At 65.2% G+C, this 17,420-nt stretch carries 20 protein-coding genes and 1 pseudogene; 8 read left to right on the plus strand and 13 right to left on the minus strand.

What is annotated here, in order from left to right:
- Window positions 1–74: 74 nt before the first annotated feature.
- The 4 genes from trhO to deoA are packed head-to-tail and all read right to left on the minus strand — an operon-like array spanning window position 75 to window position 4,512.
- Window positions 75–1,028 (minus strand): oxygen-dependent tRNA uridine(34) hydroxylase TrhO, encoded by a 954-nt coding sequence (gene trhO / locus AC3WJD_RS05520; protein WP_492745275.1) that lies wholly within the window; start codon window positions 1,026–1,028, stop codon window positions 75–77.
- Entirely contained in the window at window positions 1,025–1,873 is an 849-nt protein-coding gene (gene deoC / locus AC3WJD_RS05525; protein WP_492745277.1) for a deoxyribose-phosphate aldolase, read from the minus strand. The genes trhO and deoC overlap by 4 nt, the downstream gene beginning before the upstream one ends.
- Before the next feature lie 44 nt (window positions 1,874–1,917).
- Entirely contained in the window at window positions 1,918–3,156 is a 1,239-nt protein-coding gene (locus tag AC3WJD_RS05530; protein ID WP_492745279.1) for a NupC/NupG family nucleoside CNT transporter, read from the minus strand.
- An 18-nt stretch (window positions 3,157–3,174) separates the two neighbouring features.
- On the minus strand, window positions 3,175–4,512 hold the full coding sequence (deoA, locus tag AC3WJD_RS05535) for a thymidine phosphorylase (protein ID WP_492745280.1): 1,338 nt from the start codon (window positions 4,510–4,512) through the stop codon (window positions 3,175–3,177).
- Window positions 4,513–4,637: 125 nt separating this feature from the next.
- Here deoA and AC3WJD_RS05540 point away from each other — a divergent pair, with 125 nt between their 5' ends.
- Complete coding sequence (locus tag AC3WJD_RS05540) at window positions 4,638–4,766, plus strand: hypothetical protein (RefSeq protein ID WP_492745282.1); 129 nt, start codon at window positions 4,638–4,640, stop codon at window positions 4,764–4,766.
- 2 nt (window positions 4,767–4,768) lie between these two features.
- Here the strand turns inward: AC3WJD_RS05540 and AC3WJD_RS05545 are convergent, their stop codons facing one another.
- Entirely contained in the window at window positions 4,769–6,064 is a 1,296-nt protein-coding gene (locus AC3WJD_RS05545; RefSeq protein ID WP_492745284.1) for an MFS transporter, read from the minus strand.
- A 114-nt stretch (window positions 6,065–6,178) separates the two neighbouring features.
- Here AC3WJD_RS05545 and pgsA point away from each other — a divergent pair, with 114 nt between their 5' ends.
- The 3 genes from pgsA to AC3WJD_RS05560 are packed head-to-tail and all read left to right on the plus strand — an operon-like array spanning window position 6,179 to window position 7,430.
- Window positions 6,179–6,730 carry a CDP-diacylglycerol--glycerol-3-phosphate 3-phosphatidyltransferase gene (gene pgsA, locus AC3WJD_RS05550; protein WP_492745286.1) on the plus strand — a complete coding sequence of 184 codons (552 nt, stop codon included), beginning with the start codon at window positions 6,179–6,181 and terminating at the stop codon, window positions 6,728–6,730.
- Window positions 6,731–6,732: 2 nt separating this feature from the next.
- Window positions 6,733–6,990 (plus strand): molybdopterin converting factor subunit 1, encoded by a 258-nt coding sequence (moaD, locus tag AC3WJD_RS05555; RefSeq protein ID WP_492745288.1) that lies wholly within the window; start codon window positions 6,733–6,735, stop codon window positions 6,988–6,990.
- Window positions 6,987–7,430, plus strand: a complete 444-nt coding sequence (locus tag AC3WJD_RS05560) for a molybdenum cofactor biosynthesis protein MoaE (protein ID WP_492745290.1) — start codon at window positions 6,987–6,989, stop codon at window positions 7,428–7,430. Before moaD ends, AC3WJD_RS05560 begins: the two co-directional genes overlap by 4 nt.
- On the opposite strand, the gene AC3WJD_RS05565 is transcribed toward AC3WJD_RS05560, so the two are convergent.
- Together AC3WJD_RS05565 and AC3WJD_RS05570 are read right to left on the minus strand one after the other, a co-directional pair.
- Window positions 7,431–8,333: a hydrogen peroxide-inducible genes activator gene (locus AC3WJD_RS05565; protein ID WP_492745291.1), complete on the minus strand. Its 903-nt coding sequence runs from the start codon at window positions 8,331–8,333 to the stop codon at window positions 7,431–7,433.
- Between the two features lie 59 nt (window positions 8,334–8,392).
- A complete protein-coding gene (locus AC3WJD_RS05570) occupies window positions 8,393–9,160 on the minus strand; it encodes a sulfite exporter TauE/SafE family protein (protein ID WP_492745293.1) in 768 nt (255 codons plus the stop codon).
- 188 nt (window positions 9,161–9,348) lie between these two features.
- Here AC3WJD_RS05570 and epsC point away from each other — a divergent pair, with 188 nt between their 5' ends.
- The 4 genes and pseudogenes from epsC to AC3WJD_RS05590 all read left to right on the plus strand — a co-directional run bounded on the left by epsC (window position 9,349) and on the right by AC3WJD_RS05590 (window position 12,374).
- Window positions 9,349–10,047 carry a serine O-acetyltransferase EpsC gene (gene epsC / locus AC3WJD_RS05575; protein ID WP_492745295.1) on the plus strand — a complete coding sequence of 233 codons (699 nt, stop codon included), beginning with the start codon at window positions 9,349–9,351 and terminating at the stop codon, window positions 10,045–10,047.
- Window positions 10,044–10,391, plus strand: a complete 348-nt coding sequence (locus AC3WJD_RS05580; RefSeq protein ID WP_492745297.1) for a DUF2794 domain-containing protein — start codon at window positions 10,044–10,046, stop codon at window positions 10,389–10,391. Before epsC ends, AC3WJD_RS05580 begins: the two co-directional genes overlap by 4 nt.
- A 240-nt stretch (window positions 10,392–10,631) precedes the next feature.
- Window positions 10,632–10,982: pseudogene (locus AC3WJD_RS05585) on the plus strand (YciI family protein); the annotation flags it as partial.
- A 129-nt stretch (window positions 10,983–11,111) separates the two neighbouring features.
- A complete protein-coding gene (locus AC3WJD_RS05590) occupies window positions 11,112–12,374 on the plus strand; it encodes an RNA polymerase sigma factor (RefSeq protein WP_492745299.1) in 1,263 nt (420 codons plus the stop codon).
- Window positions 12,375–12,513: 139 nt separating this feature from the next.
- Here the strand turns inward: AC3WJD_RS05590 and AC3WJD_RS05595 are convergent, their stop codons facing one another.
- The 6 genes from AC3WJD_RS05595 to pstB form a co-directional block, all read right to left on the minus strand.
- Window positions 12,514–13,560: a hypothetical protein gene (locus AC3WJD_RS05595; RefSeq protein ID WP_492745300.1), complete on the minus strand. Its 1,047-nt coding sequence runs from the start codon at window positions 13,558–13,560 to the stop codon at window positions 12,514–12,516.
- A gap of 82 nt (window positions 13,561–13,642) precedes the next feature.
- The gene (locus AC3WJD_RS05600; RefSeq protein WP_492745301.1) at window positions 13,643–14,542 is read right to left on the minus strand and encodes an SDR family NAD(P)-dependent oxidoreductase; all 900 of its coding nucleotides are present in this window, start codon (window positions 14,540–14,542) and stop codon (window positions 13,643–13,645) included.
- 156 nt (window positions 14,543–14,698) lie between these two features.
- A complete protein-coding gene (locus AC3WJD_RS05605; protein ID WP_492745303.1) occupies window positions 14,699–15,067 on the minus strand; it encodes a Fe-S oxidoreductase in 369 nt (122 codons plus the stop codon).
- A 160-nt stretch (window positions 15,068–15,227) separates the two neighbouring features.
- Window positions 15,228–15,926 (minus strand): phosphate regulon transcriptional regulator PhoB, encoded by a 699-nt coding sequence (gene phoB, locus AC3WJD_RS05610; protein ID WP_492745305.1) that lies wholly within the window; start codon window positions 15,924–15,926, stop codon window positions 15,228–15,230.
- Between the two features lie 4 nt (window positions 15,927–15,930).
- Window positions 15,931–16,638 carry a phosphate signaling complex protein PhoU gene (gene phoU / locus AC3WJD_RS05615; protein WP_492745306.1) on the minus strand — a complete coding sequence of 236 codons (708 nt, stop codon included), beginning with the start codon at window positions 16,636–16,638 and terminating at the stop codon, window positions 15,931–15,933.
- A gap of 14 nt (window positions 16,639–16,652) precedes the next feature.
- Window positions 16,653–17,417, minus strand: a complete 765-nt coding sequence (gene pstB, locus AC3WJD_RS05620) for a phosphate ABC transporter ATP-binding protein PstB (RefSeq protein WP_492745307.1) — start codon at window positions 17,415–17,417, stop codon at window positions 16,653–16,655.
- Window positions 17,418–17,420: the final 3 nt, after the last annotated feature.

Below are 17,420 nucleotides of genomic sequence, written 5' to 3' on the forward strand. Positions count from 1 at the left end.
CGATCAGCCCTGGCGCATCATGTCCATCGGCATGCGCGAATGGGCTCACGGGTTCTGATCAGTGAATCTTGGTATTAGTCCCCCCGGTCGCTGGCCCGCGCAAAAGCGGCACCGATATGGCGCCCACCGCGTGCCTCGGCGAGCCGCTCCTGGCGAGCCCTCTCGGCATAGCCCGCGCGCTGCACATCATCGCGCTCGTCATGACAGGCGGGGCAGCTCACACCCTCGATGTAACGCGGCGAATCCTTGTCCGCCGCGCTTACCGGGCGGCGACAGGCATGGCACAGCTCATGCGTCCCGATCGCAAGTCCATGCCCCACCGCTACGCGCTGGTCGAAGACGAAGCATTCGCCTTCCCACAGGCTTTGCGCGGCGGGCACCTCTTCCAGATATTTCAGGATGCCGCCCTTGAGGTGATAGACCTCGTCCAGTCCTTCGGCCTTCAGGAAGGCGGTCGATTTCTCGCAGCGTATTCCGCCCGTGCAGAACATCGCGATCTTCGGATTCCTGCCTTCTCCGATCAGCGCATCGCGCCGTTCGCGGAACCATTGCGGAAAATCGCGGAAGCTCGCGGTCTTGGGATCGATCGCGTCCCTGAAGCTGCCGATCGCCACCTCATAGTCGTTGCGCGTATCGATCACGATCGTGTCGGGATCGGAAATCAGCGCGTTCCACTCGCCGGGTTCGACATAATGGCCGACGCCTTGCAGCGGATCGATATCGGGCTGGCCCATCGTCACGATCTCGCGCTTCAGCCGCACCTTCATGCGGTGGAAGGGCATTGCCTCGGCACCCGAATATTTGACGTCGAGCCCGGCGCAATCGGGCAGTGCTTTGATATGCTCGATCACGTGGGCGATCGCCTCGGGCGAACCCGCGATCGTGCCGTTGATCCCTTCGGCGGCGAGCAGCAGCGTGCCCTTGACACCGCCCGACACGCAGACATCAAGCAGCGGTTCGCGCAGCGCCGCCGGATCGGCGAAGCGCGTGAAGCGATAGAGCGCAGCGACGCGGATCGGGAGCGTCATGCCAGCCGCTCCGCGATGTCGTCGAGCAGCCGCGATGCGCCGATGCGGAACAGCGCGGGGGTCAGCCAGTCCTCGCCCAGTTCCTGCCGGACGAGCGCGATCCATTGCAGCGCCTGATCGGCGGTGCCGATCCCGCCCGCGGGCTTGAAGCCCACGCGGCGCCCCGTCTGCGCATGGAAGTCGCGGATCGCGCGGAGCATCATCGCGCCTGCTGGCAGCGTCGCGTTGATCTTTTCCATCCCCGTCGAGGTCTTGATGAAGTCCGCGCCTGCAGCCATGCAGACATGCGACGCGCGCGCGATGGTCGTCGGATCGGCGAGTTCGCCCGTCGCGAGGATCGCCTTCATAAACGCCTCACCGCACGCCGCGCGGAAGGCGGCGATTTCGTCATGAAGCGCCTGCCAGTCGCCCGTCAGTGCATGGCCGCGGCGGATCACGATATCGATCTCGCGCGCACCCGCCGCCACCGACGCCTCGATCTCGGCGATGCGCGTGGTGAGCGGCGACAGGCCATGCGGAAAGCCCGCCGAGACCGCTGCCACCGGAATGCCGCTACCGCCGAGTGTCTCGACCGCCGCCGGCACCATCGCATGATAGACGCAGACCGCCGCTGTGGTGGCCGACGGGTCGCCGGGCAGCGGTGCCCGCGCACGCGCGCAGAGCGCACGGACGCGCTCCTCGGTATCGTCGCCTTGCAGCGTGGTCAGGTCGATGCACGAAACGGCCAGGCGCAGGTCGGCGCGCGCATCCGCTGCGGGCGCGATCGCCGCGACGGCCCGGTCGATCGCGGCGGGATCAGCGGTGATGGCTTCGAGCAGAGCCGGATCGAAGGGAAGGGAGGTCATGGCCGCCCCCCTAGTCGAATTCGTTTGAAAAGGGGAGGGGGAGCTCAGGCGAGCATCAGCCCGGCCAGCGCGGCGCTCATCAGGTTGGCGAGCGATCCAGCGATCAGCGCCTTGATGCCCATTTTCGCGATCATCGGGCGCTGGTTGGGCGCAAGGTTGCCCGTCACAGCCATCTGGATCGCGATCGAGCTGAAATTGGCGAAGCCGCACAGCGCAAAGGTGACGATCGCGATCGTGACGGGCGACAGCGCGCCCTGCACCTTGCCCAGCTCGATAAAGGCGACAAACTCATTGAGTACCATCTTGGTCCCGAACAGTCCGCCCGCCACATCCGCCTCGTGCCAGGGCACGTTGAGCATGAACATGATCGGCTGGAACAGCCAGCCAAGGATCATCTGGAACGACAGGTCGGGATGGCCGAACCAGCCGCCGATGCCCGACAGCATGCCGTTGGCAAGCGCGACCAATGCGACGAACGCGAGCACCATCGCACCCACCGCGACCGCGAGCTTGACGCCGGTCTGTGCGCCCTGCGCCGCCGCCATGATGATGTTGGCGGGCTTTTCCTCGTCATGGCTCGCCTCGGCGATCGCGATCGGCTCGAACTCGCCGATCGTCGGGTCGTCGGGCATGATGATCTTGGCCATCAGGATGCCGCCGGGCGCGGACATGAAGCTGGCGGCTAGCAGATAGGGCAGCAACTGCTCGCCGATCATGCTCGCATAGGCGCCGAGGATCGTCCCCGCGACGCCCGCCATGCCAACGGTCATGATCGTGAAGAGCTGCGACGGTGTCAGGCTCGCCAGATAGGGGCGGATGACGAGCGGGCTTTCGGACTGGCCGACGAAGATGTTCGCCGCCGCGCCCAGGGATTCAACCTTGGTGATGCCCGTCACGAGCTGGATCGCGCCGCCCACCCATTTGATGATGAGCTGCATGATGCCGAGATAATAGAGGATCGAGATCAGCGAGGCGAAGAAGATAATCACGGGCAGCGCGGCGATCGCGAAGCTGTGGCCGCCGATCGCATCGCTCGCGATCGGGCCGAAGATGAAGTCGGTGCCCGCCTTGGCATAGCCGAGCAGGTTGGAAACGCCGCGCGACATCGCGCCGATCACATTCTGTCCCCAGGGCGTGCCGAGCACGAGCGCTGCCATGCCCGCCTGCAGCGCAAACGCGGCGCCGACGACGCGCAGCCTGATCCAGCGGCGGTTGGACGACAGCGCGACGGCGATTGCCAGAATGATGACGATTCCGGCAACGCCGATAAGGTACCTGTTCATTTAAAGCTGTAACCCCCTTCAACCGCGCGGAAGTTCGATCGCGTGGATCACCGCCCCGTCAGCTGGCTTTTCGGGCGCGACGATACACGCGCGCGCGAATTCCGCCAGTCCCCGTTTTGCGGCTGCCTCGTCGGCAGCATGGACGATCGCGAGCGGCCGGTCGGGACCGATTTCCGCACCGATCGGCGCCACATCGCTGAAGCCGGTTCGCGGATCGATCGCGTCGTCGGCGGTGCGACGACCCCCGCCCAGATTGATGATCGCCTCGCCGATCGCGCGGACATCGACTTTGGTCAGATAACCGGACGTCGCGGCGAAGATGGGTCGCGAGACGGGGGCACGTGGCAAATGCCTGTCGGGTCGTTCGATCAGATCGGCCGGTCCGCCAAGCGCCGCCACCATCCGCCCGAATATCTCGGCGGCCTTCCCGCTGGCGAGTACCGCCTCTGCACGCGCCTCAGCGTCGGCATGATCCTGTGCAAGCCCACCGATGACGAGCATCTCGGTTGCGAGTGCGATCGTCACCGCATGCAGCCGCGGGTCGCGCATCGCTCCCGTCAGATAGTCGACCGCCTCTTTCACCTCGAGCGCGTTGCCCGCGCTGGTGCCGAGCACCTGGTTCATGTCGGTGATCAGCGCATGGCAGGTGACGCCGAGCGCGCTCGCCGACCCGATCAGGCTGCGTGCGAGCGCATGCGCGCGTTCGGTTTTGGCCATGAAGGCGCCCGATCCCGTCTTGATGTCCATGACGAGGCCCTTCACCCCCGCCGCGACCTTCTTGGAGAGGATCGACGCGGTGATCAGCGGGAAGGACTCGATCGTCGCGGTGATGTCGCGGATCGCATACATCCGCCGGTCGGCGGGTGCGAGTTCGCCGGTCTGGCCGATGATCGCGCAACCGTGCAGTTGCACGACGTCGCGGAACCGATCGAGGCCGGGGAAGGTATCATAACCAGGAATGCTCGCCATCTTGTCGAGCGTGCCGCCGGTATGACCCAGCCCGCGGCCCGAGATCATCGGCACATGGCCACCGCACGCCGCGACGATCGGCGCCAGCATCAGGCTGACCTTGTCGCCGACGCCTCCCGTCGAATGCTTGTCGAGCACCGGGCCGTCGAACCCCGCCTGGCTCCAGTCGATCACCTCGCCCGAACGAACAAAGGCGTCGGTCAGCGTCGCCGTTTCGTCGACATCCATGCCGTTGAGAAAGATCGCCATGGCGAGCGCCGCCGCCTGTTCGGACGGGATGGTGCCATCGGCAAGCCCCGCCGCAAAATGGCGTATATCGTCGGGCGGCAGCGCCTCGCCGTCGCGCTTGCGCCGGATGACTCCGGCCATGTCGAATGCTGCTGGCATCGCTTCCCTCATACACGCCCGCGCCGCGCATCCAACCGTCCCACATCGGCACAGCCATGGTTAACCCTTTTTAGCCGTGCACAATTTGGTCAACAAAGCGTTAACGTCGCGTGATGCAACACGCCATGCCCTTGAGCGGCGCCGCCATGCCGCCCGCTTCGTCCCCCGCGCGACCGATTCTCGGCGACGACGCGCGCCTGTTCCTGATGACCTTCGTGTCGGGTTTCTGCGTCTTCTACGGCCTGATCGCCTGAATTCAGTCGCAGGCGAGGTGTAGCTTCTGCGCCAGCCAGGCCGAGACGAGGCACATCGCCGCACTCAGCAGCAGCTGGTGCAGGATCGATACGCCCGCCGCGCTCATCCCCAGCGCGATCAGTGAACCGATCACCATCGCGCCCGAATTCACGATGTTGTTCGCCGCCACGGTGCGCGCCGCCTGACCCTTGTCGACGGTAGTGGTGAGAAAGGCATAGAGCGGCACGACAAACATGCCTCCAGCAACCGCGATGCCGAGCAGGCTGGCGAGCAGCGGGATCACGAGATCGTGGTTGAGGAATTCGCCGATACCGTAGAGGTGCCCGCCTTCCGCGCCGCGCCACTGGCTGCTGACGAAGAAGAAGGCGACGACGAATCCCGCCATCACCAGCACCGACGCCGGCGCGAACCGCGCCGAAACGCTTCCCTTCAGCAGCCGGTTGATCGCGACCGAACCGATCGCGATGCCGACCGAGAAAACCGCAAGGAACAGCGAGGCGACCGCCTTGTCCGCGGTCAGCACATTCTTGGCGAGCGGGGGGAACTGGATGAACAGCACCGCGCCGATCGTCCAGAAGAAGCTGATCGAAAGAATCGCGAGATAGAGCCGGCGGATGTGCATCGTGCCCTTCACCAGTGTGATTGACGAGCGGACGATGTGCCAGTCGATCCTGTGGTCCTCATGCACCGGCGGGGCGGGTGGCACCTGCCGTCCTGCGAAATAGCCGATCACCGCGGTCAGCACGACGCCGATCGCGGCGAATTCGACGGGAATCACGCCTGCGAGGATCGTGCCCGCAAGGATCGCGATATAGGTGCCTGCCTCGACCAGACCGGTGCCGCCCAGCACCTCGTCCCTTTCGAGATGCTGCGGCAGGATCGCGTATTTGATCGGGCCGAAAAAGGTTGAATGCACACCCATCGCGAACAGCGCGAGCAGCAGCAGCGGGATCGCGAGCAGCTTCACCGCCATGCCCTGCCAGGCGAGCAGCAACCCCGCGCCGCCGACGATCATGATCAGGATCTCGCAGAATTTGACGATGCGGATGATCCGCGCCTTGTCGAGCGAATCCGCGAGCTGGCCCGACATCGCGGAAAGCAGGAAGAAGGGCAGGATGAAGACGCCCGTCGCCAGTCCGCTGAACGCGGTTTCGGATGCTGCGTCGTTATAGACGCCATAAACGACGAACAGGACCATCGCCTGCTTGAACAGATTGTCGTTGAAGGCGCCGAGGAGCTGCGTGACGAAAAGCGGCAGGAAACGGCGCCGTGCAAGAAGCCGGAGCGAGGTTTTCATAAAGGCGCGGATTCGCTCCGACTGACTAGGTTGCGGGCTTCATAGCTGAGCGCCTGCCCAAGTCCAATCAAACTCTCCACAGCGCGCTTCCGTCGCGCTATGGGTGGGGCGACCATGCTGACGCTGCCCAACATATTGACGCTTTCGCGCATCTTCACCGTCCCCCTGCTGGTCTTCCTGCTATGGCCTCACCCGAAGCCCTTCGACTATATGCTCGCCTTCGCGCTCTACTGCCTGATGGGAATAACCGATTATTTTGACGGTTATCTTGCGCGCGCCAAGGGCACGGTCTCGCGGCTCGGGATCTTCCTCGATCCGATCGCCGACAAGATCATGGTCGCCTCGGTCGTCGTGATGCTGATCTTCATCGACGATATTCGCGGCTATCACATGATCGCGGCGCTCATCATCCTGCTGCGCGAGATCATGGTCTCGGGTCTGCGCGAATTCCTCGCGGGATTGAGCGTCTCGGTCCCCGTCAGCCAGCTTGCCAAGTGGAAGACGACCTTCCAGCTCATCTCGCTGGGCGCGCTGATCTTCGCGGGCGCGGTGCCGCAATGGCCATGGGTGATGTCGGTCGGGCTGCTGACGCTTTGGGGCGCCGCGATCCTGACGCTGGTCACCGGCTGGGACTATCTGCGCGTCGGCCTCAAGCACATGGACTGAGCATGTCGGTCGAGCTTCTCTATTTCGCCTGGGTGCGCGAGGCGATCGGTCAGGATTCGGAGCGCGTCGCGCTTCCCGACAGCGTCGCCACCGTCGCTGACCTGGTTGCCTGGCTGGCGGCGCGCGGCGGGGGCTATGCGCGCGCCTTTGCCGAACCTGCGCGGTTGCGTGCCGCGGTCGATCAGGCCTTCGTTCCGCTCGACGCGCCGATCGCGGGCGCGCGCGAGATCGCGCTGTTTCCGCCGGTCACGGGCGGATGAGGCACCTCGGCGTCGGCGAAGCGGATTTCGAGAGCGCGGCATTGCTGGCCGAGCTCGAGGCGCTCGGCGGCGGTGCAGTCGCCAGCTTCACGGGGCTGGTGCGCGGCGGGGGCGGGCTCTCCTCAATGACGCTCGATCATTATCCCGCGATGACCGAACGCGCGCTCGCCGCGATCGCGGCGCAAGCCGAGGCGCGCTGGCCGCTGCTCGGCATCGTCATCGTCCACCGCGTCGGCACGCTCAGGCCGGGAGATCGCATCGTGTTCGTTGGCACCGCCGCCGCGCACCGCGCTGCCGCGCTCGATGCGTGCCATTTCCTGATCGACTGGCTCAAGACCGAGGCGCCCTTCTGGAAGAAGGAGGATTTTGCGGATGGACGGAGCGCGTGGGTTGAGGCGCGCACCGCCGATGACGTGGCGCGCGATCGCTGGCGGTCCTGATCAGCCGTTGACGTCGCGGAGCACGTCCGCAAGCAGCTGGAAGTCGCGTTCGCGCGGACTGCCCTTGCGCCAGACAAGCGCGATCCGGCGCGACGGGTAGTCGGCTTCGAGCGGCCGCGCCTCAATCGCGGTACCCTCCAATATTCCCGCGTCGAGCGCCATTTCGGGGAGCAGCGTGACGCCCAGCCCGTTGTCGACCATCTGGACGAGCGTGTGCAGCGAGGTGCCAAGCATGGCCGCCTCGGCGCGCAGCTCGGGCCGGTTGCACGCCGCCAGCACATGGTCCTTCAGGCAGTGCCCGTCCTCGAGCAGCAGCAGGCGGCTCTCGTCGATCGCGTCGGCGCTCACCAGTTCGGGCAGGTCGGGCTTTTCGTCGTGCGGAAAGGCGACGAACAGCCGATCCTCGAACAGCGGCGCCGCCTCGACGTCGCCACAGGCATAGGGCAGCGCCAGCAGCACGCAATCAACCTGGCCGTGATGCAGCGATTCGCATGCCGACCGGCTCGTCTCCTCGCGCAGATAGAGCTTGAGCTCGGGCCAGTCGCGCCGGATTCTCGGCAGGATCCGCGGTAGCAGGAAAGGGGCGATCGTCGGGATCACGCCCATGCGCAGTTCGCCCGACAGCGGTTTGCCCGCCGCGCGCGCCATGCCGGAGAGCTCCTCGGCCTCGCGCAGCACGCGCACGGCCTTGTCGGTGATCTTTTCGCCAAGCGGGGTGAAGCGGACGACGCGGCGCGTGCGCTCGACCAGCGTGATGCCGATCAGCGATTCGAGCTCGCGAAGCCCCGCCGAAAGTGTCGACTGGGTGACGAAGCATGCCTCGGCGGCACGGCCGAAATGGCCGTATTCGCGCAACGCCACGAGATATTGCAGCTGCTTCAACGTCGGCAGATAGGTCGACATTAATCACCCTTATCGATCAATAGGGGCGATATAAGCGATCCGTTCGATATTTCCAGCGCTCAGCTGAGCGCGCGATAGATGCTGTAGAGGCTGGTTATCGTCAGCACGACGCCGACCATCGTCATCAATGTCCGCGCCTCGATCCGCTTGGCGAGATAGGCGCCGAAGGGGGCGGCGAGCAGGCCGCCGATCAGCAGGCCGATCGTGACCGTGGTGAACGCCGCAAAGCCCAGCTGCAGGATGAAGGCGATCGATACGACCGTCGTCAGGAAGAACTCGGCGGTGTTGACCGTCCCGATCGTCGTGCGCGGCGCCGAGCCTTGAATCAGCAGGTTGGAGGTCACGACAGGCCCCCAGCCGCCGCCGCCTGCCGCATCGAGGAAGCCGCCGACCAGTCCCAGCGGTGCGATGACCTTGGGCTGCTTGTGCTCACGTGGCAGGTCCCATGCGCGCCACAGCAGGTAAAGGCCGATGCACGTCAGATAGCCCATCACATAGGGCCGCGCGACATCGGCATGGATGTTGGTCAGCACATAGGCGCCGAGAACGCCGCCGATCATGCCCGGGATCACAAGCCTGGCGAAAAGTTTCCAGTCGACATTCTTGTGCAGCACATGGCTGATCCCCGATGCCGCGGTTGTGAAGGTCTCGACCAGGTGCACGCCCGCCGACGCACGTGCCGGTGCGATGCCCATCACGCTCACTAGCAGCGTGTTCGAAATGACGCCGAAGGCCATGCCGAGCGCACCATCGATCATCTGGGCTGCGAAGCCGATCGCAATGAACGGGAGGACGGCGGTCCAGTTTTCGCTGATAAGCTCGATCATTCCGTTCTCGTCGCTTCCCTTTGGTTGCGGCGGTGCTGCCCTAGCATGGTTCCCGGCACAAGACAGTTTCCCTATCAGCTGGGTCGAGAATAGCTATCAGCAGACAGGAAAACCGGCTAGGACGTTTGGCTGGAAATTGCGCGTTACGACCATTAGATTGATCTCCTCGCTAAGGAAAGGTCGGCCGGATGCTGGCAACGCTCATATCCTATCTCGATTCGATCAAGGCGCGCGATCCGGCGCCGCGGTCCAGATGGGAAATCCTGCTCTATCCGGGCGTGCTCGCCGTCGGCATGCACCGTCTCGCGCACTGGCTGTTCGAGGCGAACCTGTTCTTCCTCGCGCGCTTCGTCAATCACACCGCGCGCTTCCTGACCGCGATCGACATCCATCCGGGCGCGAAGATCGGGCGCAACCTATTCATCGACCATGGCTTCACCGTGATCGGTGAGACCGCCGAGATCGGCGACAATGTCACGATCTATCAGTGCGTCACGCTGGGCGGCACCAATCCCGCCAACGGTATCGCGGGCAAGCGCCACCCCACGCTCGAGGACGGCGTGATTCTCGGCTCGGGCGCGCAGGTGCTCGGCCCGATCACCGTCGGCGTCCGCGCCCGCGTCGGCGCCAACGCCGTGGTCACGAAGGACGTGCCCGAGGGCGCAGTGATGGTAGGCATTCCGGCCAAGGCCACGCTGGTCGATGTTAGCGAGTACCAGAAGGGCTTCGTCCCCTATGGCACGCCGTGCAAGGACGTGTTCGATCCCGCGACGCAGAAGCTCGAGATCATGAAATGCGAGATCGAGACGATGCAGAAGCGCATCGCCGAACTGATGGCCGAGCGTGACGCCACGGCCGAAGACAGGAAGCAGCGCGACCGCGCATGAGCGGGATCGTCACCCCCTTTCCGATCGCGCTGCGCAGCGGCGCACAGACAGGGTTCGAACGCGGGGAACTGATGCGCATCCTCGATCTTTACGGGCGCATGGTGGCCGCCGGCCACTGGCGCGACTATGCGATCGATCTGGGCCGCGATGCGGCCATTTTTTCGGCCTTTCGCCGCGCTGCCGAACGCCCCGAATACCGCATCGAGAAACGCCCCGCGCTGCGCCAGCGCCAGGGCATGTGGGCGTTGGTCAACGAATCGGGGGCTACGCTCCGGCGCGGGCACGATCTGGGCTCGGTGCTGGCACCCGTCGAACGCAAGCTCATCAAGCTGGTGGCGGATTGATTGAACCCTTGGCTGAAGCCGCGAAAGGGTGAACTGCAAACGCTGGCTTCGAAAGGTCGGACGCCAGACCAAGGCCCCGATTGTCGCCGCTACCAAGGTGAGGGGCCCCGGGATTCCTCGCCCCGCTCGTCGAGACAGCCTTTCAAAAAATTTTTCGCTGGCATGTCGATTCCATCTGAGCCTGTTCGTCGTTGGAGCACGAGACCGCTCATAGTCTCGATGAGGCAGAGGAGAAAACCAATGCGTGTCATGGTTATAGTCAAGGCGACCGAAGACAGCGAAGCAGGCGCCATGCCCTCAACCGAGCTCGCCGACGCGATGACGAGGTTCAACGAGGAATTGGTCAATGCGGGCGTCATGCTCGGCGGCGAGGGACTGAAAGCGTCCTCGGAGGGCAAGCGCGTGGCGTTCGACGGTCCCGGCCGCACCGTGATCGATGGCCCGTTCGCGGAGACGCGCGAGCTGGTCGCCGGCTTCTGGCTGTGGGAAGTCAAGGACATGGCCGAGGCGATCGAGTGGGTGAAGCGTTGTCCCAATCCCATGCCCGGCCCCAGCGAGATCGAGATCCGCCCGGTCGTTCAACTGTCTGATTTCGGTGACTCGGTAACGCCCGAAATCATCGAGCGCGAAGAAAAGCTGCGCGAGCGGCTCGAGCAACGCTAAGGCCAACCTTTGGCGCCCCCGCTTGTCTTGTCCGGGACATTCTCCGACAAGACAGGCATGGCGGCGAGCGACACCCACCAGGCGATCGAGGCGGTTTTCCGGATCGAGCGCGCCAGGCTCATCGCGGGGCTGGTGCGAATGGTGCGCAGCGTCGATCGGGCCGAGGAACTCGCGCAGGACGCGCTGCTCACCGCCCTCGCCGAATGGCCGAAGACCGGCGTCCCGAACAATCCCGGCGCCTGGCTGATGGCGGCGGCGAAGCGCCGCGCCATCGACGGCATCCGCCGCGACAAGATGCGCGCGCGCAAGCACGCCGAGATCGCGCGGGAACTGGACGATGAGCGCGACTCCACCGTCGAGGAGATCGAGGCAGCCATGGACGATGATGTCGGTGACGAGCTGCTCGGACTGATCTTCACCGCTTGCCACCCGGTCATTTCCGCGGACGCGCGCGCGGCGCTCACCCTGCGCCTGATCGGCGGGCTGACGACCGACGAGATTGCCCGGGCCTTCCTTACCGGCGAGCCGACCATTGCCCAGCGCATCGTCCGGGCCAAGAAGACGATCGGCAATGCCAACCTTGTCTTCGAGGTGCCGCGTGGTGCGGAACGCGCCGAACGCCTCGCCTCGGTGCTGGAGGTCATCTATCTCATCTTCAACGAGGGCTATGCGGCCACCGCCGGTGAGGACCTGATCCGTCCAGCCCTGTGTGCCGAGGCGCAACGGCTCGGCCGCATACTTGCAGGGCTGATGCCGGACGAACCGGAGGTTCTGGGGCTGCTCGCGCTGATGGAAATCCAGGCCTCGCGCCTCCCCGCGCGCACCGGGCCGGATGGCGTCTTCGTGCCCTTGACCGAGCAGAACCGCGCGCGCTGGGACCAGCTGCTCATCCGTCGCGGGCTCGCCGCCCTGGCGCGTGTCGAGGCGCTGGGCGGCGCGGACGGCCCCTATGCCCTGCAGGCCGCGCTCGCCGCCTGCCACGCCCGCGCCCGGCGGGCAGAAGAGACCGATTGGCCCCGGATCGCAGCGCTTTACGATCGTCTGCGCCAGGTGATGCCCTCGCCGGTGGTCGATCTCAACCGGGCCGTGGCCTATAGCATGGCCTTCGGCCCCGACGCCGGCCTCAGGCTTGTCGATGAGATCGCCGAAGCCGCGGTGCTGCGCAACTATGCGCCGCTGCCGGCGGCGAGGGGAGATTTCCTGTTTCGCGCCGGCCGTCTTTCCGAAGCCAGGGTCGAGTTCGAAGCCGCGGCAGCCCTCACCCGCAACGCACCCGAGCGAGCTTTCCTGCTCGCGCGCGCGGCCGCCTGCGTCGCATAGCGAGCCACCCGCGCATCGACCATCAGCCCATCCGGCGTGCCGAGGCCGGCTTCGCCTCGATCGGGCTCTCGGGCGAACACAAAAAAAGCCGCGCGCCTCTGGGAGGGGACGCGCGGCCAGTGTGTGTCCGGTCAGGGTCTCAGGCGGGTCGGGCGAGAGGGGCCGGACGGTCCGAAACGGGCAGCTTGTCACGCCAGTCGCCGGGCAGCGTCCCCACCACCATGCGGCGGACGGGGTGCCAGAAGGCGGAGAGCATGAGCAGTGCCGAACCAATGATAAGCGCGGTGAACGCAACACCCAGGCTGACCGCGCCGAAGCGTTCGAACAGCGCGCTCATCGCATAGAGCACATAGGCGAGCGACGAGACGAGCAGCGCGCGGCGGTCGACCGCGAGCGAGACGCAGGCGAAGAAGATGTAGAGCGCGATGACGATCGCGGCCTGCGCGGTGCCGACCACGCCGTCGAGCACGCCCAGCTGATGGAAGATCGGGTGCGCGATCATTGGTGCCGCCGCGAGGTGGAGCCAGAAGGCGACGTCGGCGCGGCGCGTCTGGCGCGTGCGGTCCGACATGTCCCACCACATCGCGGTCGCGAACAGCGCGATGCCGCCCGCGAGCACGAACCACGGCACCTGATCGTTGAGGTCTGTATTGATCGCGAGCGCCGTCGCCACGAGTACGCCGACGAGCGATACCGCACCCGCGGCGACCGTGATCGGCACATGGAAACGGCGCCAGTGTGCCCAGGTCGCGATCGCGGTCACGACGCCGATCCCCGCGAGGATCAGCGCGTTGGTGCGATCCGACAAATCAGGCGCGATATCGACCATCGTCCCGATCATCGTTCCAGCGACGCCGCCCGCAAAGGTGAGCAGCAGCAGGATGCTCGGCAGCGCCATGCGCCGCTTCCTTGTGAAATATTCGGCGAGCAGCCAGCTTGCCCCCGCGACGAGCGCACCACCGAGCGCCCGCGACGTATCGCCCCCGATCCACGCGAGCGCGGTCAGCAGCAGCGCGATCGCGATCGCGACGAAGATGTCGTTGAAGCCTGTGAGCAGGCGAAAGCTCTCCTCGTCGACCAGCGCGGTCGCGCGGCTTGCGGCGATATGATTGCGAAAGGCGTCGGCCGCGGCGGGCGACAGCACGCCCGCCGCCACCGCGGCCTCAAGATCGGATTCGCTGTACATTGGCCATGATCCTCCTCCGTGAAGCATCATAGCATTGGTGTATTAATACAGCAATACACATCTGAATCTGAACGGGCCTGGCTTATTGGCCTTGCAGCTTGCTCATGATCAGCATCGACTGCTCGGCGCCCGACTGCGGAACGGTCTCGCCCGTGCGGTCGGTGATCTGCGCCCAGGCAGCGGCGACGCCTTCGGGGGTGCGCTGGTCTTCGGGCAGCCAGGCGCCCTGCGTCATCGTGACATAGGCGGCCTGGAACACGCCCGCGCCCGCGCCGACGATCGCGTTGCTCGGCGCGTCCTCGGAGACGAGATAGAGCGCGGCGGGCGCGACATTCTCGGGCGCGAAGGCGGCGAAGGCGGCTTCGGGAAAGATATCCTCGGTCATCCGCGTGCCCGCGACGGGGGCGAGCGTGTTGACCCTGATGTTGTACTTGGCACCCTCGAGATAGAGCGTCTTGGTCAGCCCCGCGAGGCCGAGCTTGGCCGCACCATAATTGGCCTGGCCGAAATTGCCGTAGAGCCCCGTCGACGATGCGGTCATCAGGATGCGGCCGTAATTCTGGTCGCGCATCGTGTCCCACACCGCCTTGCTGCAGTTGGCCGAGCCGAGCAGGTGGACCTTGACGACGAAGTCGAAGTCGCCGGGCTCCATCTTGGCGAAGCTCTTGTCGCGCAGCACGCCCGCATTGTTGATCAGGACATGGACTCCGCCCCAGGCTTCCTTGGCCCTGGCGACCATCTCGACCATCTGCTCATATTCGGTGACGCTGCCGCCATTGGACATGGCGATACCGCCCGCGGCCTCGATCTCCTCGACCACCTTCAATGCCGCGTCCGAATGACCCGTGCCGTCGCGCGATCCGCCAAGATCGTTGACCACCACCTTCGCACCGCGCTTCGCGAGTTCGAGCGCATAGGCGCGGCCCAGTCCTCCGCCTGCGCCGGTGACGATGGCGACGCGGTCCTTGAAACTGATGGTCATTGTGGGTGGTCTCCTGTCGTTTACGTGAACGTCAGCTATCGACCGATCCCGCAAAAGACAAGAGGACAAAGGCATGCAAACCGCGGCCCCTGAAACGATCGCCGCGCGTCGCGCGTCGATGTTTCAGAGGAAAGGTCGACCGTTATGGAAACCGCACTATTTCGGACTGCGGCGCTGTTTGCAGCTGTCCGTGACGGTCTTTGAGCACCACGGATACTCGGTCTTGGGCGCGGGCGGCGGATATTTCTGCTCCACCGTCTGCGAAGGGGCCACCTGCTTTGTCTCTCCGGCTGGCGGCGCTGCGGTAGCAGGATCGGCCGGTGGCGGCGCGGCTTCCGGTGCCGAGGGCGGGGCGCCTTCCGGTGTCGGGGGCGGTGCGCCTTCCGGTGCCGGGGGCGGTGTTTGTTCTGGTGCCGGTGGTGTGGCTTCAGGTGCCGGGGGCGGCATTTGCTGGGCTGGCGGCGTTTCCTGGGCGAAGGCGGCGCTGCCCATCAGGAGTGCCGCCGCGAACATGAGCTTTTTCATCGCAACCTCCACTTGGCGGCCTCAGTCAGCCGCGTCGTCTCCGCGACCCATTGGGGGAACGCGGAGATGCAGATTCAGAACGATGAAACAACGAAAGTGATCCATTTTCGGCCCGATTCGCCCCGACGACTGCGCTCAGCCGCCTCAAAACAGGGCCAGATCAGGCTGCGGCGTCGGTATCCAGCGCATAGCCCGCCGAGCGGACGGTGCGAATGATATCGGCACGGCCGCCCTGGTTGATCGCCTTGCGCAGCCGGCGGATATGGACATCCACCGTCCGCGGCTCGATCTCGCTGTCACGACCCCAGACGCTGTCGAGCAGCCGTTCGCGCGAGAAGACCCAGCCGGGATGCTCGAGGAAGTGCTTGAGAAGGCGGAATTCGGTCGGACCCAATGGCACGACGTCGCCGCCGCGCTTCACCTTGTGGCCGACGGTGTCCATCTCGATATCCGAATAGGACAGCGTCTCGCCCGCCAGCGCGGGACGGACGCGGCGCAGCACCGCGCCCACGCGCGCGACGAGCTCGCGCGGCGAGAAGGGCTTGGTGACATAATCGTCGGCGCCCGTCTCGAGCCCGCGGACGCGATCCTCCTCTTCACCGCGCGCGGTGAGCATGATGATCGGCACGTTCGCGGTTTCGGGGGCGCGGCGCAGGCGGCGGCAGACCTCGATCCCCGAAAGGCTTTCGACCATCCAGTCGAGCAGCACGATGTCGGGCGTCGATTCCTGCGCGAGCAGCAGTGCTTCCTCGCCATCGGGCGTATGACGGACCGAAAAATCCTCGCGCTGGAAATTGTAGATGAGGAGTTCGGCAAGCGCCGCGTCATCCTCGACCAGCAGCATGTCTGCGCGCGCCAAGGTCTTAGTTTCCCTGCGGTGCGGTAGGATCTTCGCCGCGTTCGCGGTCGGCAAGATATTCGCCTGTGGCAGCATAATAGACCATCTCCGCTACATTGGTGGCATGATCGCCAACGCGTTCGAGGTTCTTGGCAATGAAGAGCAGGTGCGCGGCCTCGCCGATGGTCTGGGGATTTTCCATCATGAAGGTGACGAGCGTCCGGAAGATGCTGTTGTAGAAATCGTCGACCACCTGGTCCTTTTCGACCACCGCGACCGCCTTTTTCGCGTCGCGCGCGGCAAAGGCATCGAGCACGTCATGCACCATCTCGGTCGCGGTGCGTGCCATTGCGGGCATCAGCGACAGCGGTTCGATCTTGCGCTTGGTCTCGATCAGCGGAACGCGCTTGGCGACGTTCTTGGCATAGTCGCCGATCCGCTCGATCACGCCCGCGATCTTGATCGCGGCCACCACCTCGCGCAGGTCGTCGGCCATCGGCGCGCGCAGCGCGATGATGCGGACAGCGGCCTTCTCGATCGCGGCCTCGAGCTCGTCGATCTTGCGGTCATCGGCGACGATCTGCTTGGCCGCGACGTTGTCGCGTTTGATCAGCGCATCCATCGCGCTGATGATCGCGCTCTCGGCGCGGCCGCCCATCTCGGAGATGAGCCCGCGCAGCTCGCCGATATCCTCGTCGAAGGCCTTGACGGTATGTTCGGTGCCAGTTCCCATGTTCTTGTCTTTCCTCAGCCGTACCGGCCCGTGATGTAGTCCTTGGTCCGCTCCTGACGCGGATTGGTGAAGATCTCGGACGTCTCGCCATACTCCACCAGGTTGCCGAGGTGGAAAAAGGCGGTCCGCTGCGAGACGCGCGCGGCCTGCTGCATGTTGTGCGTCACGATCACGATCGCATAGCGGCCGCGCAGCTCGTGGATCAGTTCCTCGATCTTGGCGGTGGCGATCGGGTCGAGCGCCGAGCACGGCTCGTCCATCAGGATCACCTCGGGATCGACCGCGATCGCGCGCGCGATGCACAGGCGCTGCTGCTGGCCGCCCGAAAGCGCGGTGCCGCTGTCCGACAGCCGGTCCTTCACCTCGTCCCACAGGCCTGCCTTGCGCAGCGCCTGCTCAACGATCGCGTCCATGTCCGCCTTGTTGGAGGCCAGCCCGTGAATGCGCGGGCCATAGGCGACATTCTCGTAGATCGACTTGGGGAAGGGGTTGGGCTTCTGGAACACCATGCCGACGCGCGCCCGCAACTGCACAACATCCATCGAGGACGCGTAGATATTCTCGCCGTCGAGCTCGATATCGCCCTCGACGCGCGCAATCGGGATGGTGTCGTTCATGCGGTTCAAGGTACGCAGAAAGGTGGATTTTCCGCAGCCCGACGGGCCGATGAACGCGGTTACATTCTCCATGTCCACGTCGATCGAGACATTGTCGATCGCGCGCTTGTCGCCGTAGAAGACGCTGACGCCCCGCGCCGTCATTTTCGATTTTTCGGTCATTTG

This window comes from Sphingobium sp. FW306-1B-F04DB (assembly GCF_058781925.1).

Excerpts from the sequence above, each read along its gene's own strand:
- trhO (WP_492745275.1), bottom strand. The coding sequence starts at position 1,028 with ATGACGCTCCCGATCCGCGTCGCTGCGCTCTATCGCTTCACGCGCTTC.
- deoC (WP_492745277.1), bottom strand. The coding sequence starts at position 1,873 with ATGACCTCCCTTCCCTTCGATCCGGCTCTGCTCGAAGCCATCACCGCT.
- AC3WJD_RS05530 (WP_492745279.1), bottom strand. The coding sequence starts at position 3,156 with ATGAACAGGTACCTTATCGGCGTTGCCGGAATCGTCATCATTCTGGCA.
- deoA (WP_492745280.1), bottom strand. The coding sequence starts at position 4,512 with ATGCCAGCAGCATTCGACATGGCCGGAGTCATCCGGCGCAAGCGCGAC.
- AC3WJD_RS05540 (WP_492745282.1), top strand. The coding sequence starts at position 4,638 with ATGCCCTTGAGCGGCGCCGCCATGCCGCCCGCTTCGTCCCCCGCGCGA.
- AC3WJD_RS05545 (WP_492745284.1), bottom strand. The coding sequence starts at position 6,064 with ATGAAAACCTCGCTCCGGCTTCTTGCACGGCGCCGTTTCCTGCCGCTT.
- pgsA (WP_492745286.1), top strand. The coding sequence starts at position 6,179 with ATGCTGACGCTGCCCAACATATTGACGCTTTCGCGCATCTTCACCGTC.
- moaD (WP_492745288.1), top strand. The coding sequence starts at position 6,733 with ATGTCGGTCGAGCTTCTCTATTTCGCCTGGGTGCGCGAGGCGATCGGT.
- AC3WJD_RS05560 (WP_492745290.1), top strand. The coding sequence starts at position 6,987 with ATGAGGCACCTCGGCGTCGGCGAAGCGGATTTCGAGAGCGCGGCATTG.
- AC3WJD_RS05565 (WP_492745291.1), bottom strand. The coding sequence starts at position 8,333 with ATGTCGACCTATCTGCCGACGTTGAAGCAGCTGCAATATCTCGTGGCG.
- AC3WJD_RS05570 (WP_492745293.1), bottom strand. The coding sequence starts at position 9,160 with ATGATCGAGCTTATCAGCGAAAACTGGACCGCCGTCCTCCCGTTCATT.
- epsC (WP_492745295.1), top strand. The coding sequence starts at position 9,349 with ATGCTGGCAACGCTCATATCCTATCTCGATTCGATCAAGGCGCGCGAT.
- AC3WJD_RS05580 (WP_492745297.1), top strand. The coding sequence starts at position 10,044 with ATGAGCGGGATCGTCACCCCCTTTCCGATCGCGCTGCGCAGCGGCGCA.
- AC3WJD_RS05590 (WP_492745299.1), top strand. The coding sequence starts at position 11,112 with ATGGCGGCGAGCGACACCCACCAGGCGATCGAGGCGGTTTTCCGGATC.
- AC3WJD_RS05595 (WP_492745300.1), bottom strand. The coding sequence starts at position 13,560 with ATGTACAGCGAATCCGATCTTGAGGCCGCGGTGGCGGCGGGCGTGCTG.
- AC3WJD_RS05600 (WP_492745301.1), bottom strand. The coding sequence starts at position 14,542 with ATGACCATCAGTTTCAAGGACCGCGTCGCCATCGTCACCGGCGCAGGC.
- AC3WJD_RS05605 (WP_492745303.1), bottom strand. The coding sequence starts at position 15,067 with ATGAAAAAGCTCATGTTCGCGGCGGCACTCCTGATGGGCAGCGCCGCC.
- phoU (WP_492745306.1), bottom strand. The coding sequence starts at position 16,638 with ATGGGAACTGGCACCGAACATACCGTCAAGGCCTTCGACGAGGATATC.
- pstB (WP_492745307.1), bottom strand. The coding sequence starts at position 17,417 with ATGACCGAAAAATCGAAAATGACGGCGCGGGGCGTCAGCGTCTTCTAC.